This is a genomic window from Cloacibacillus sp. An23, assembly GCF_002159945.1.
Lineage (GTDB): Bacteria > Synergistota > Synergistia > Synergistales > Synergistaceae > Caccocola.
The window spans coordinates 54,246-68,700 of record NZ_NFJQ01000004.1 but is presented as its reverse complement, the minus strand read 5'-3'; the positions used below and the strand labels follow the sequence as shown (position 1 = coordinate 68,700).

At 58.5% G+C, this 14,455-nt stretch carries 14 protein-coding genes; all 14 read left to right on the top strand.

The annotated features are described in order from the left end of the window. Positions 1 to 228: 228 nt before the first annotated feature. Positions 229 to 1,254 carry a heat-inducible transcriptional repressor HrcA gene (gene hrcA / locus B5F39_RS04740; protein ID WP_087364499.1) on the top strand — a complete coding sequence of 342 codons (1,026 nt, stop codon included), beginning with the start codon at positions 229 to 231 and terminating at the stop codon, positions 1,252 to 1,254. Continuing rightward, on the top strand, positions 1,251 to 1,820 hold the full coding sequence (locus tag B5F39_RS04735) for a nucleotide exchange factor GrpE (RefSeq protein ID WP_087364497.1): 570 nt from the start codon (positions 1,251 to 1,253) through the stop codon (positions 1,818 to 1,820). The genes hrcA and B5F39_RS04735 overlap by 4 nt, the downstream gene beginning before the upstream one ends. 59 nt (positions 1,821 to 1,879) lie before the next feature. Beyond that, the gene (gene dnaK / locus B5F39_RS04730; protein WP_087364495.1) at positions 1,880 to 3,697 is read left to right on the top strand and encodes a molecular chaperone DnaK; all 1,818 of its coding nucleotides are present in this window, start codon (positions 1,880 to 1,882) and stop codon (positions 3,695 to 3,697) included. Between the two features lie 237 nt (positions 3,698 to 3,934). Beyond that, the gene (gene dnaJ, locus B5F39_RS04725) at positions 3,935 to 5,062 is read left to right on the top strand and encodes a molecular chaperone DnaJ (RefSeq protein WP_087364493.1); all 1,128 of its coding nucleotides are present in this window, start codon (positions 3,935 to 3,937) and stop codon (positions 5,060 to 5,062) included. A 213-nt stretch (positions 5,063 to 5,275) separates the two neighbouring features. Then, the gene (locus tag B5F39_RS04720) at positions 5,276 to 6,424 is read left to right on the top strand and encodes an ABC transporter substrate-binding protein (protein WP_087364491.1); all 1,149 of its coding nucleotides are present in this window, start codon (positions 5,276 to 5,278) and stop codon (positions 6,422 to 6,424) included. A 109-nt stretch (positions 6,425 to 6,533) separates the two neighbouring features. Then, on the top strand, positions 6,534 to 7,418 hold the full coding sequence (locus B5F39_RS04715) for a branched-chain amino acid ABC transporter permease (RefSeq protein ID WP_204245037.1): 885 nt from the start codon (positions 6,534 to 6,536) through the stop codon (positions 7,416 to 7,418). A 16-nt stretch (positions 7,419 to 7,434) separates the two neighbouring features. Continuing rightward, positions 7,435 to 8,316: a branched-chain amino acid ABC transporter permease gene (locus B5F39_RS04710; RefSeq protein ID WP_087364488.1), complete on the top strand. Its 882-nt coding sequence runs from the start codon at positions 7,435 to 7,437 to the stop codon at positions 8,314 to 8,316. Continuing rightward, entirely contained in the window at positions 8,316 to 9,083 is a 768-nt protein-coding gene (locus tag B5F39_RS04705) for an ABC transporter ATP-binding protein (RefSeq protein ID WP_087364486.1), read from the top strand. The genes B5F39_RS04710 and B5F39_RS04705 overlap by 1 nt, the downstream gene beginning before the upstream one ends. 4 nt (positions 9,084 to 9,087) lie before the next feature. Further along, positions 9,088 to 9,819, top strand: a complete 732-nt coding sequence (locus B5F39_RS04700; RefSeq protein WP_087364484.1) for an ABC transporter ATP-binding protein — start codon at positions 9,088 to 9,090, stop codon at positions 9,817 to 9,819. A 167-nt stretch (positions 9,820 to 9,986) separates the two neighbouring features. Further along, on the top strand, positions 9,987 to 10,739 hold the full coding sequence (locus B5F39_RS04695) for a DUF4304 domain-containing protein (protein ID WP_158095933.1): 753 nt from the start codon (positions 9,987 to 9,989) through the stop codon (positions 10,737 to 10,739). 98 nt (positions 10,740 to 10,837) lie between these two features. Further along, a complete protein-coding gene (locus B5F39_RS04690) occupies positions 10,838 to 12,220 on the top strand; it encodes a DUF6138 family protein (protein ID WP_087364481.1) in 1,383 nt (460 codons plus the stop codon). A 139-nt stretch (positions 12,221 to 12,359) separates the two neighbouring features. Next, positions 12,360 to 12,827 (top strand): zinc ribbon domain-containing protein, encoded by a 468-nt coding sequence (locus B5F39_RS04685; protein WP_204245036.1) that lies wholly within the window; start codon positions 12,360 to 12,362, stop codon positions 12,825 to 12,827. Positions 12,828 to 12,885: 58 nt separating this feature from the next. Further along, positions 12,886 to 13,758 (top strand): 50S ribosomal protein L11 methyltransferase, encoded by an 873-nt coding sequence (locus tag B5F39_RS04680; protein ID WP_087364479.1) that lies wholly within the window; start codon positions 12,886 to 12,888, stop codon positions 13,756 to 13,758. After that, positions 13,733 to 14,449: an RsmE family RNA methyltransferase gene (locus tag B5F39_RS04675; protein ID WP_087364477.1), complete on the top strand. Its 717-nt coding sequence runs from the start codon at positions 13,733 to 13,735 to the stop codon at positions 14,447 to 14,449. Before B5F39_RS04680 ends, B5F39_RS04675 begins: the two co-directional genes overlap by 26 nt. Positions 14,450 to 14,455: the final 6 nt, after the last annotated feature.

Below are 14,455 nucleotides of genomic sequence, written 5' to 3'. Positions count from 1 at the left end.
AAACTTAACGCCGCGCCGCGGCGAACGCCGGACAGTTAACGATTATACAATAACCGCGCCGCTTCACGCATGATGCCGCTGCGCGCGAAAGGCAGTTTTTACAAAAAAATTTTTTTTGACCTGTATTGACAAATATGTATATGACGATTATCATGTATCGCGTTGAAGGTATTTAGCACTCGGGTTGAGTGAGTGCTAATAAATGCGGAGAAAGGCGGTGAGGTTCGGATGATAACGGAAAGGCAGCTCGAAGTCGTGCTCTCGGTCGTCTACGAATATATCAAGAACGGCGAGACGGTCGGCTCGCGCACTGTTTCGCGCCGCTATCTTCCGGGGCGCAGCTCCGCGACGATACGCAACGAGATGTCCGACCTCGAAGACCTCGGGTTCCTCACCCAGACGCACGCCTCGTCAGGCAGGATACCGACGACGCAGGGCTACCGGCTCTACGTGAATTCGGTGCTCCAGCGCGTGAACAACGCGGGGCCTTCTGTGAAGCTTCTCAAGAAGATGATGGAGCACAAGCAGGGGCTCGAGAAGATGCTGGCGTCGGCCTCCGACATGCTCAGCCGCGTGTCGAACTACGTCGGCATTGCGGCGATAACCCCGCTCGACACGGTGCGCTTTCATCATGTGAACTTCGTCCGCATGGACGACCGCAAGGTGCTCCTGCTGGTCGTTCTTCAGGGCGGCCTCGTCCACCAGAAATTCATAGATATCGCTGTGGACATGACGCAGGACGACCTCGACGCGCTCGCTTCGCGCCTCAACCGCTTCTCCGGCATGGCGTGGAGCGACATAAAAAAGACGGTGAAAGGGGAGCTTCTCGCCGACATAGGACGCTGCCGCGACGAATGCGAGAAAGCCGTACTGGCGATAGATTCGATGCTGGGCTCTCACGAGCCGAAGATATTCACCGGCTCGTTCAGCCACATGATGAACCTTCAGGATTTCCAGGATCTCGGGCGCATGCAGGCGCTCTGCTCTTTCCTGGAAGAAGAAGAGAACATGGCTGCGCTCGTCAGGCGCTGCTCGATAGACGAACTCAACGTCATGATAGGCGACGAAAGCGAGCTGCCGGGCATGGAGCGTTCGGCTCTCGTAGCCGCAACGGGCGAGGCCGGAGGGCAGAAGGCCGTCGTCGGCCTGATAGGGCCGGAACGCATGGACTATGAAAAAGCTATAGCTTCGATAGACGGAGTGCTGCGTAAGCTCGACTCCGAATCAGGCGAGAAAGAGGAGATAGACAAATGACCGAACAGGAAAACGTGAACCGCGGCGAGGTTCGGGAGGACGACGCCGCGCAGAACGACGCGAAGGCTCGGGAGGCCGCCTCTTCCGAAACCGCGGAGGATATGAAAGCCCTCTCCGCCGAGCTTGAGAAGCAGGCGGAAGAGATAAAGAAGCTGAAAGAAGAGGTAGCGCGCGCCCGCGCGGATTACTTCAACCTCAGGACGAGGATGGAGCGCGACCGCGAGAGCAACGCTAAGCTCGCCGCCGAACAGGCGGTGAACGAGATGCTGCCGGTGTTCGAGAACCTCGAGCGGATAGCGGCGGCGATAAACGACCCCGAGAGCGGGATGGCGAAAGGCATGGCGATGGTCATCAAGCAGTTCTCGGACGGGCTGTGCAAGCTTGGGCTCGAATTCATTCCGACCGAAGGAGAGTTTGACCCGGCTCTGCACGAAGCGGTCTCGATGGAGCCGGTGGACGACGAGTCCAAGGACGGTCACATCATCGGGGCCGTCAGCAGAGGCTACAAGCTCGCGGGCAGGGTACTCAAGGCGCCGCAGGTCCGCGTAGGCAAGTACAACGGATAAATTAAGGAAATACCAGGCGGCGCGCACGCCGCGAGATTTTAATAAAGGTGGAATCAACCATGGGAAAAGTAATAGGAATAGACCTCGGAACTACTAACAGCTGCGTGGCGGTGAAAGAAGGAGACAACGTAACCGTAATCCCGAACCCCGAAGGACAGCGCACGACGCCGTCGGTCGTCGCCTTCTCGAAGGACGGACAGATACTCGTAGGACAGCTCGCGAAGCGTCAGGCGATAGTCAACCCGGACCGCACGGTCATATCAATCAAGCGCTCGATGGGCAGCGACAAGACCGTCTCCATAGACGGAAAGAGCTACACGCCACAGCAGATTTCCGCGATGATCCTTCAGAAGCTGAAAAAAGACGCGGAGGAATACCTCGGTACGTCGGTTACCGACGCCGTCATCACCTGCCCGGCTTACTTCACCGACGCACAGCGCCAGGCTACTAAGGACGCTGGCACGATAGCGGGACTCAACGTGCTCCGCATCATCAACGAGCCTACGGCGGCCTGCCTAGCCTACGGCGTGAACCTTGAGAAGAGCGACAACAAGATAATGGTCTACGACCTCGGCGGCGGAACGTTCGACGTTTCGATACTCGACGTAGGCGACGGAGTCTTCGAAGTCCTCTCGACCGCGGGCGACAACAGGCTCGGCGGCGACGACTGGGACAACAGGATAGTCGAGTGGCTCGCCGGCGAATTTAAGAAGAGCGACGGCATCGACCTTCTGAAAGACAAGATGGCCGCGCAGCGCCTGCGCGAGGCCGCGGAGAAGGCGAAGATAGAGCTCTCCTCGATGCAGGAGACGACCATTTCGCTTCCGTTCATCACGGCCGACGCCAACGGACCGAAACACCTGGAGCAGAAACTGACGCGCGCCAAATTCGAAGAGCTGACTAGAGACCTCCTCGAGAGAACCAAGACGCCGGTCAAGACGGCGCTCAAGGACGCCGGCCTCGAAGCCTCTCAGATACACAAAATACTGCTCGTCGGCGGCTCTACCCGTATGCCGATGGTGCAGACTCTGGTCAAAGAACTGATGGGCAAAGAGCCTACGAAGGGCATCAACCCCGACGAATGCGTCGCTATGGGCGCAGCCATCCAGGGCGCGATACTCTCCGGCGAACAGCAGGGCATCGTCCTTGTAGACGTTACGCCGCTGTCGCTCGGTCTTGAGACGCTCGGCGGAGTCTTCACGAAGATAATCGACAAGAACACCGCGATACCGGTATCCAAGAGCCAGGTCTTCACGACGGCCGCGGACAACCAGCCGCAGGTCGAGATACACGTCCTGCAGGGCGAGCGCGCGATGGCCAGCGACAACGTCTCGCTGGGCCGCTTCTTCCTCGACGGAATCAAGCCGGCGCCGCGCGGAGTCCCGCAGATCGAAGTCACCTTCGACATCGATGCGAACGGCATAGTCAACGTCACGGCGAAAGACAAGGCGACAGGCAAGGCGCAGAACATCACGATACAGTCCTCGCGCCTGAGCGACGAAGAGATCGAGAAGATGCGCCGCGACGCCGAGATCAACGAAAGCGCAGACAAGAAGCGCAAAGAGCTTATCGAGGCGCGCAACGAGGCCGAGTCCGTCATCTACCAGGCCGAGAAACTCGTAAAGGAGTCCGGCTCCGCCGACGCGGGCGCTCAGAGCCGCGTGAACGACAGAATCTCCGCGCTACGCGAAAAGATGAACGGCGAAGACACCGAAGCCATCAAGAGCGGAACGCGCGAACTGACCGAGGCGATGAACGGACTCGCGCAGGCCGCCCAGAGCGCCGGAGCCTCGCAGCAGAACGCGGGCGCGCAGCAGGCCGACAACTCCGACGGAGAAACGGTCGAAGCCGAGTTCCACGAAGAGGACAACAAGTAAGAGGAACTGAAGAAACAGTATTTGCGGAGCCGGCGCGGAATGCCGCTGGGCTCCGCAAATTTTTCTGCGCCGCGGTACCTGCGGCTGAAGCCGGAATTTTTTACTAATCTTGACAAATGCCTGCGGACGGTTATAATCCTGCCCAGCAGTTCGCGCGTCTGAACCAGGCGCGCAATAAAAAATATTCCCTCGCGCGCGGCGCGGAGGAAATAAATCCCATTGAGAGGTGAAGTGCTGATGGCTGCTCCCGGTAAAAAAGACTATTACGAAATATTGGGCGTTAGCCGGGGAGCATCGGCTGACGAGATAAAGAAAGCCTACCGCGCTCTGACTCGGAAGTATCATCCCGATGCCAACCCGGGCGACAAAGAGGCCGAGGCTAAATATAAGGAAATCAACGAAGCGAACGAGGTGCTTAGCGATCCCAAAAAGCGCGCGCAGTACGACCAGTTCGGCTATGTCGGCGACGTTCCGCCGGACGGCTTCGGAGGCGCCGGCGGAGGTTTCGGCGGCTTCGGCGGACAGACGTTCACGCAGGAGGATCTCGGCGACCTCTTCGGCGATTTATTCGGAGGCGGCTTCGGCGGAGGACGCCGCAGAAGCTCCAACCCGAACGCGCCGAAGCGCGGCGCGGACCTTGAGGCGAGCGTAAAAATCTCGCTCGAGGAAGCATATAAAGGCACAAAGCGCAAGCTCGAAATACCGCGGCTCGACACATGCCCGCACTGCGGCGGCAGCGGAGCCGAGCCTGGCAGCAAGGTCGAGACCTGCCCGGCCTGTCACGGGACTGGACAGGTGCGCGAGGTCGTCAACACGCCGTTCGGACAGATGCAGCAGATAGTGACATGCGCCAAATGCGGCGGCAAAGGCAGAACCGTTGACCGAGTGTGCACCGTATGCCGCGGCAACGGCCGCGTTCAGAAGACGCAGAGCGTCGAGGTTAAGATCCCCGCGGGCGTCGATAACGGAACGAGGCTCCGCGTCTCGAGCAAAGGCGAGGCCGGAATCAACGGCGGCCCGGCAGGCGACCTCTTCATACTTACTGAAGTGATGCCCGACGCCAGGTTCACGAGGAAGGGCGACGACCTCAACACGACGATAGAGATATCCTACCCGCAGGCCGCTCTCGGCTGCGAGGTGAAGGTAGACACATTCGACGGCGTCGAGAAGCTCGACATCCCGGCGGGCACTCAGGCCGGCTCCAAGCTTCGCATAAAGGGGCGCGGCATGCCGAGGCTCCGCGGCAAAGGCAGCGGCGACATGAATATACTCGTGCGCGTGAAGGTTCCGAAATCCCTCAGCGCAAAAGAGCGAGAGCTTCTCATCCAGCTCGCGCGCGAGAGCGGACAGCAGGTGAAAGCCTAGCGGCGCCGCGCGTTTTTCGGCAATACTAACGGCTCCTCCACAGAACGGAGGAGCCGTTTTTTTATGTAAAAACTGAACTCCGCCGCTCGTTCATTTCAAAAATTTTAATTAACTAAATTAACTATGCCGATTTTTCTTTACATATCCCTTCACAACTTATACAATAGAGCCAGAGTCACACAGCTACACAACACAATATGGAGGTGCACTATATTGAGAAAGGTACTAGCTATTCTGTCTCTTGTTATCGTAGTCCTCGCAGCCGGCGCCGCTTTCGCGGCCGAACCTATCAAGATCGGTTACCTCGCAGCCCTCACCGGCGACTATGCCCAGTACGGCATCACCGAAGTGAACATGGCCAAGCTTTTTGTTGACGAAGTAAACGCCAAGGGCGGCGTGCTCGGACGTCCGCTCGAACTCGTCCCCTATGACACCAAGACGCGCAACGAGGACGCGGTCAACGCCGTCCGCCGCATGATAGAAGTAGATAAAGTCTGCGCGATAGTCGGCGCGAACTCGAGCGGCATCAATATAGCCACCGCCCCGATAGTCGCCGACGGCAAGGTCCCTCAGATAGGCACCGTCGCCTCCAACCCGTTCGTCACAGTAGACAATAAAGGCAAAGTCCGCCCCTATTCCTTCCGCATATGCTTCACCGACCCCTATCAGGGAGCTCTTGCGGCGGATCTCGCCTACAACGACCTCAAGAAGAGCAAAGCCGCCATCCTTTACAACGTCGGCTCCGACTACGCCCACGGGCTCAGAGAGTTCTTCATTAAGCGCTACGAGGAACTCGGCGGAAAGATAGTCGCCGATGAAGGCTTCCGTGAGACCGACGTTGACTTCCGCGCCCAGCTTACGAAGATCAAGAACTCCGGCGCCGAAATGATGCTTCTCCCCGGAATGGGAAAAGATATGGCGCTCGCCATCAAGCAGGCTCAGGAGCTGGGGCTTGACATTACAATCGTCGGCGGCGACGGATACGCCGAATTCATGAACGAGATAGCCGGCCCCGCGATGGTCGGAACCTACTGGGTCAACCACACTTACATGGAAGACCCCGCGATGGCTCCGATATTCGCCCGCTATAAAGAAAAATACAACGACGAGTGCAAAGAGTTCGTGAACGGCACGATGTCCTACGACGCGATGACGTGGCTGGTAGACGCGATCAACCGCGCCGGAAAGGCCGAAGGCCCCGCGATAGCGAAGGCTCTCGAAGAGACGAAGGACCTCAAGCTCAACCACGCGACCCTGACCATCGACCCGGCGACCCACGACCCCGTGAACAAGGCCGGTATCATCCTTAAAGTCGGCGACGACCTGAAAGCTAAGTTCTACAAGAAAGTCGAACCTAAATAAGCACATCCGACGGACGTCCAAGGCTTTTTGGTGCGAGAGCCTTGGACGTCTCATTAAATAAGCTCACGCTTACCCGTTTATCCAGGCAAGAAAGTTTGAGGTGTTGCTATTGGAGACCTTTATCCAGCAGCTTATCAACGGATTGTCCCTCGGCTCGGTCTACGCTCTTATCGCCGTCGGATATTCGCTTGTGTATTCTGTACTTCTGTTTTCTAACTTCGCCCACGGCGGATTTCTCGTAATAGGCGGCTATATATGCTACTACGCGCTGCGTTCCGGCGGCGCCAACATTTGGGTGGCCTCGTTCGCGGCGCTGATAGGCGCGGGAATTTCGGCGATAATAGTCGAGCGCCTCGCCTATCGCCCGATACGCGAACGTACTCCCATCACGCTCTATATGCTTATCGCGTCGATGGGCATGAGCATAGTCATTGAAAATATCTTCGTGGTGACGGTCGGAGGCCGCTTCCGCGCGCTCCCCCCAGTCATCCCGACTGACCCGGTAAATTTCCTCGGCCTCGCTACGACGAGCGCTTTCGACATACTGTCTCTCGTGACCGCGGTCGTGTTCCTCGCCGGCCTCCAGCTTTTCCTCGTCAGAACGAAGTGGGGGCTCGCAATCCGCGCCGCGTCCTATAACCTTAAAACGGCCGGACTTATGGGCGTCAACGTCAACAGGCTGATTTCGATAGTGTTCTTCGTCGCCGGGCTTCTCGCGGGCGTCGGCGGTATATTCCTGTCTGTCCGTTACACGCTCTATCCGCAGCTCGGCAGCATGATAACGACGAAGGCGTTCGTCGCCGCCGTCATCGGCGGCCTAGGCTCGCTGCCTGGAGCCGTTATCGGTAGCATCATACTCGGCCTCGCCGAGATGCTCACGGCTGGATTTATATCGAGCCAGTTCCGCGACCTCGTCGTATTCGGCATCCTGATCATCACGCTTATCGTCCGTCCGACGGGACTCTTCGGAAAATCCGTCGGCGAGAAAGTGTAAAGGAGGGCGGTCTGTTATGGAAGGTTATGCCGTTGGCGTTATCACCCTCCTTGCTATAAACTGCATCGCCGCTATGGGCGTCTCGCTCTTCACCGGCTTTACCGGCATATTCACGCTGGGCCACGCCGGCTATATGGCGATAGGCGCGTACACCGCGGCTATACTCACTGTCGAATACGGGCTGCACTTCATCCCGGCCATTATCGCGGGCGGAATCCTTGCGATGATACTGGCCTACCTGATAGGCCTTCCGACGCTGAAGCTCGTCGGCGACTATTACGCCATAGTCTCGCTCGGCCTCGGCGAAGCGATACGCCTCATCATCGAGAACTGGAACAGCGTTACGCGCGGCGCGCGCGGCTACCCCGGCATAGACGGCTTCACGAGTATGCCGGTCGCTGTCGGTTTCTTCGTTGTGCTCGCCGTTGCGATGTTCTTCCTCGTCAACAGCAGCTACGGGCGCACCTTCAAGGCATGCCGCGACGACTATGTGGCGGCGTCGCTGCTCGGATTCAACACGGCGCACTACCGCAACCTGAGCCTCGCAATATCGGGCTTCTACTGCGGCGTATCCGGAGCGCTGATAGCCGGATATATGTCCTTCATACAGCCGATAATGTTCGACATGGCGAAGTCGACGGAGCTCGTTTCCATCGTCGTCTTCGGAGGACTCGGCTCCATGAGCGGATGCCTGCTCGGCACGACGATACTGACGCTCGTCACGGAGCTTTTCCGCCCGATATCGCAGTACCGTATGCTTATCTACGGGCTCGTCCTCGTGCTCGTCATGGTTCTGCGCCCCGAGGGTATCATGGGCACGAACGAGCTGACGCCGTCCTACCTTAAGAAGCTCTTTTCGCGCAAAAAGACCGGAACGGCAGAGGAGGGAGCCCGCTGATGAGCGCATTGCTTGAACTGAAAGAAGTCAACAAAAAATTCGGCGGAGTCCACGCCGTCCGCGACATGACCTTCAAGATAGAGAAGGGGGAGCTCGCGGGACTCATCGGCCCGAACGGAGCCGGGAAGACGACGATATTCAACCTCGTCACCGGCGTCTACGACGTGACGAGCGGCGACATCGTCTTCAAAGGCGAGAGCATAGCGAAGCTCAAGACCTTCCAGGTCATATCGCGCGGCATCGCGAGGACGTTCCAGAATCTGCGCCTCTTCGCGGCCTCGTCGGTGCTTGAGAACGTCATGACGGCCGCGCAGCAGCATTACAAATACAACTTCCTCGAAGCCGTCACTCACATGGGACGTTGGAGAAGCAAGGAAGCCGCCACGCGCAAAGAAAGCATGGAGCTTCTCGACCGCGTCGGCCTCGCCGACAGAGCGAACCAGGCCGCAGGCACTCTGCCCTACGGACTGCAGCGCCGTCTTGAGATAGCGCGCGCCATATCGCTCCAACCCGAGCTGCTGCTTCTCGACGAGCCTGCGGCCGGTATGAACGCAGACGAGGTTTTACAGCTCAACGATCTGATTACGGGCATCCACCGCGACTTCAACCTCACGATACTGCTCATAGAACACCACATGGACATGGTCATGGCGATATGCCCGCACATCGTCTGCATGAACTTCGGCGCGAAGATAGCCGAAGGCACGCCTTCGGAGATACAGAGCCATCCCGACGTTCTCAAGGCGTACCTTGGAGAGGAGGAATAGGGAAATGACGGAAGCCCGCACTCCTATTCTGGCTGTAAGAGACCTCGTAGTCCGCTACGGCGCGATACAGGCGCTCAAAGGGGCGTCGCTCGACGTCTACCCGGGAGAGATAGTCGCCGTCATCGGCGCGAACGGCGCGGGAAAATCGACGATGATGAACGCCATCATGGGCGACGTCCCGCGCGTATCGGGCGAGATACTGCTCGACGGCAGAGCGCTGCCTGCGAAGAGCTTCCAGGTCGTCTCCGCCGGCGTCAGCATTTCGCCCGAGGGACGCAAGGTCTTCGCGCCGCTCACGGTTCTTGAAAACCTTGACATGGGAGCCTTCCCGCTTTCCGACAAAGCCGAGATAGAGCATCTCAAGCAAAGCGTCTTCGAGTTGTTCCCGCGCCTGCTTGAACGCAAGAACCAGTACGCGGGCACGCTCTCCGGCGGAGAACAGCAGATGCTCGCGATAGGCCGCGCGCTTATGGCGCGTCCGCGCGTGCTGCTGCTCGACGAGCCGTCGCTCGGCCTCGCGCCTATCATCATCAACGAAATATTCAAAGAGCTGACCGAGATCAACAGGAAGCTCGGCATGGCGATACTGATAGTCGAGCAGAACGCGAAAAAGGCGCTCCAACTTTCGCACCGCGCCTACGTCATTCAGACCGGAACGATAATCATGGAAGGACGCTCCGAAGACTTGCTCCACAATCCGGAAATCGAGGAAGCCTACCTCGGCGGCAAAAAATAAGCTCAAATTACGGCAAAGCAGCATAAATCGGGGCGCGGAAGATGATTCCGCGCCCCTTTTCCGTATCGTCCGCCGGCGGCGTGAAATGCGCGCGGCGGTATAATACTGGTAAAGAGGATCATATTTCCGCGGCGGAACGGCTGGCCGCGAGACGAAGGAGAATTTTAATGAAGAACGCGGCTTCGCCGGTAACCGAGGCGATCAACGCTATTGAAGGTGCAGTATACGCCGGAATAAAAAAATTCGGATTCCGCAAACACGGGCGTACACTTCACAGATTCGTCTCCGAGGACATATCGCAGGTAATCAGTTTCCAATGCGGGCAGGCGTACAGAGGCGATACGGACCGTATGTGGGTCAACCTCGGAATAAGAGTGCCGGAATGCTCTGAGAGGGAGTTCTTCCCGTCAAGGCCCGTGAAAAAATATTACAAGGAATACGAATGCACTATCCGTTCGAGACTCGGGTTTATCGACGGCGGAGTGGAGAAATGCTTCCGTGTCACGGACGGCACGGAGGCCGCCGCAAATGAGATACTCTGCGACGTGCTGAACAAAGTTCTGCCGGTTTTCGACATTCTCTCGGAGAGACGGGCCGTACTCACGCGCCGCAGGGATTTCCCGTCGTTCGACGTTTTATGCAGAAACCAGATACTGCTCGAAGAATCCATGATATACGGACATCTCGGCGATGTGGAGAAAGCGAGAGAGCTTTTTGAAAAGCACTACAGGCTGAAGCTGGAAGAATACAATGACATGACGAAGAACGGCCGGCGTTATTATCTGAAAAAAGGCGAGCGTATCGTGTACATGGGGCAGGATATAACCGCGCAGGAGGACGGCTTCGTCACAATATACGGCGCGAGCCGCGGGCATCTCGACTATCTGGACGGGCTCGCGGCGAAGCTGGGGCTGAGATAGCGGCGTGCAATGCTCTGCCGCGCGGAGTGCCGCGGGAATATGCCCGTAGGGCGAAACACACCAACGAGAAAAATCATGATTTTCAAGGAGGAAACGCTGTGAACTTACCAAAACGAGACGGCCTGCACGGCCGGTACTATCTGATACACGAGCCGGACACAGCGCCGGAGCTGCTGGCGGAGGCGGATGTATGTATTCAGGACGTGTTTGACGGAACCGCACTGGAAAACCACTCGGCCTTCCCGACGGTTGTGCGCAGTCACAACGGGACGCCGTTCCTCCCATGGCAAATTCTTGAGCGATACTTGGGGCGGCTGCCGCTGAAAGGATTCCCCTACGATGAGGCAGTCGCCTTCTGCGACGCTCTGCGGCGGCTGGCCGGCTGGCGCGAGATCGGTCATTCGTTGGGAAAATACATAGAAAAGACCGTACAGAAACGCTATTTTGTGGAGGGGGAGAAAGACAACTATTTTTCGTGCTATCCGCCATGCACGGTATCCCCGGAGCTGCGGCAGGAAGATGTGGACGAAAACCTGCTCCGCTTCACGTGCTACGCCGCGGTCTGCCATACGGTCTACGGTGCCAGCTTTGAATCCGTGACAACGAGGCATTTATTTGGACTGGTTTCGCAGCTTCGCCCCGACATAGTGAAGGAGCTTAAAAACAACGGAAGCGGCAAACTGCCTCCCAATATTCAAAAGAGGAAGACAGAACATCTAACCGCGTCCGCCAACGACGCGTTCGCCGTGATCCGCATCACAGCGAGAGACTGCTCCGAGGAATGCTGCGCCGAGGCGCTGGGCTATCTGTGCGAGGCGCTGGAGCATCCGGAGTTTCCGCGCAGCTACTCCGTAGAGTTCCGCGGGCCGGAAAAGATTTACCTGCCAATTCCCGGGCTTCCGAAGAAGGGAGTCAACCAGCTCTTCGCCTGCGCGGTGCGGTATCCGCGGCTTCACGGCCTGATAGAGCGGTACGCGCGGCTCGCTATGCGCGAGGACGAGTGGTACAACAACATGAGCGACGAGCTCTGCGCAATGCCCGGAACATTCGCCGTATTCGCGCTCGGCATGGAGGGGCCTGAATGGCTGCCTCTGGTGTGCGGTTACTTAGACCTCTGCGACGACGAACATTCGTCATTGCAGGAAAAATTCATCCACGCCTTTTTTAAAAAGTTCGGCTTCACGCGGCAGACCATGCCCGTATTGCTCCACGGCGTCCAGTCTATGCAGTCGCTTGACCCAGCGAAAGAGTTCCGCTCTCTGATAGCCAATGACGAAAGCCTCGACTCTCTGCTTGAAATCAAGAACCGTCTGGCAGATTATCTGCCGGAAGAGGATGAGCATGACGAGGATGCGAAAGACTTCCTATGGCGCGGCGTGCTCTGGGCGATATGGGGACGTGAGTCCGGAAATGGCGGCGGCGAGATTATCAAGGCCGCGCCCGACGCGCTGAAAGAGAAATACCGGCAGGTGTTCGCGTAACGAAAGAACGTGGATAAGGAAACGCGGAACTGCCGCCGCGATGCCGTTCCGCGCCCGTTCCTCCGTTTCACGGCGCTTCGCGCGCGGCGCGATGTGCTATACTGGTAAGTGTGTCATCCAATACGGAGGAGGAGACGTAATGGCGTTTTTTGACAAGCTCAACGATCTGGCTAAAAGCGTGAAGGATGCGGCGAACGACGCCGTAGAGACCACGCGCATAAAGAGCAGGATAAGCTCCGAAAAAAGGGCCGTCGACGAGGCGTGCCGCAAGATAGGCGAATACTATTACGCGAAGCGCGCCGGCGACATGGGGCCGGTAGACGACGACATTCTCGAATACTGCATAGAGATAGACGAGCACATGAGGGTCATATCAGAACTCGAAGCCGAGCTCGAACGCGAGCGCGCGGCCAAGGAGGCTGCGGAAGCTTCGTTCGTCACCTGCCAGGCGTGCGGCGCGAAAAACGGGAAACAGGCGAAGTTCTGCCAGGAGTGCGGCGCGCAGCTTGAAAAGCCGCAGCCCTCGGTCGTCGTGTGTCCGTCGTGCGGCGCGGTGAACGAGGAGTGCGCGAAGTTCTGCACCGACTGCGGAGCCAAGCTCAACTAGAAAAGATATTCCGCGCGACGCGCGGGCCTTTTTATAAAGGCGGAAGGAGGCTGTCGCCATGAACGCCGCTGACGGCTACTGGTGGTATATAACTATAAATACGAGCGCGGGCTGCGAGGATAATCTCCTTTCGCTCGCAGATATATCTGGAAGCATCGGCACGGAGCTTCAGGAGATGCCCGACGGCGTTTCGAGACTCCGCATGTACTATAAGAGCGCCGAAGACATATCGTACTGGAAAAACAGGCTCGCCGAGGCTATGAAGGAATTCCCCGGCGTAGAGATAGAAGATTCCGGCAAGATTGAGAACCAGCCGTGGAACGTCGTCGTAGAAGAGGCTTTCCCTCCGCTTCCCGTCGGCCGCGGCCTCGTCGTCCTCGCGCCGTGGCACCGCGGGACGGAGCCGGCGGACCGCATACCGCTGTACATCAACCCGGGAAGCGCCTTCGGCACGGGATACCATGAGAGCACTCAGATAGTGCTCGAGCTGCTTGAAAAATATCTGCGCCCCGGCATGACGACGGCGGACATCGGCACCGGCTCCGGCATACTGACGATAGGCGCGCTTAAGCTCGGCGCTGACTTCGCCTACGCGCGCGACATAGATCCGGCGGTCATCGAAGAAGTACGCAAAAACTTCGAGCTCAACGACCTGCCGCCGGAGAAGATAGACCTTGCAGTCGGAGACCTGCTCAAAGACTTCGGGCATAAGGCCGACATACTGACGGCGAACATCCTGCTCGACCCGCTCACGACGATGGTAGGCGACGTTCCCGGCGTTATAGGCGCGGAGGGAACGGCGATATTCTCCGGCATGCTCGAGAAGGAAAAGCCCGTTTTCCTCGAAGCGCTGAAAAAGGCGGGAATGAAGCCGGTTGAACAGCTCGTAAAAGGAGAATGGTGGGGTGTCGCTGCCAAGGCTGAGGCTTGAGCGCTGTTCCTTCGATAACGGCATCTGGACGATAGACGCGGAGGAGGCGCACCACCTCGTCCGCGTCCGTCACTGCTACACCGGCTCGCTGGTCGAAGGGCTGCTGAACGGAGAGAAGATAACTCTGCGGCTTCATTGCGGCGGCGGCGCGGTCACGGCGCGCGAGCTTTCGCGCGAGACGGAGGCGGCCTTCGAGCCGCGCATGGAGCTCGTGCTGGGGCTGCTCAAAAACGACCAGCTCGACGAGGCGCTGCGCTTCTGCGCCGAGACCGGGGTATTCCGCATACACCTCGCAGTCTGCGAAAGAAGCGTCCCGCGCTACGAGGGCGCGCGCCTCGCCGATAAGATGAAGCGCTGGCGCAAAATCCTCGACGAAGCGACGAAACAGGCCGGGGCCGCCGCGCCGCCGCTGCTGTGCGAGCCTGTGCCCCTCTCCGCGATGGATTTCGCAGCGATGCCGGCGCAGCGCCTGGCCGCGATGCTTTCCGACGGAACCCTGCCGCTGCGCGATGCTGCTATAGAAAGCGCGCTCGCGCTCGCCGTAGGCCCCGAGGGCGACTGGGCTCCGGAAGAGGCGGAGTTGCTGCTCGCCGAGGGCTTCGCCCCCGTTTCGCTCGGCGCCAGGATAATGCGCGCGAGCACCGCCGTCGCCGCCTTCTGCTCAGGCGCGGCGATGCTGTACAAAAAATAAAACAAA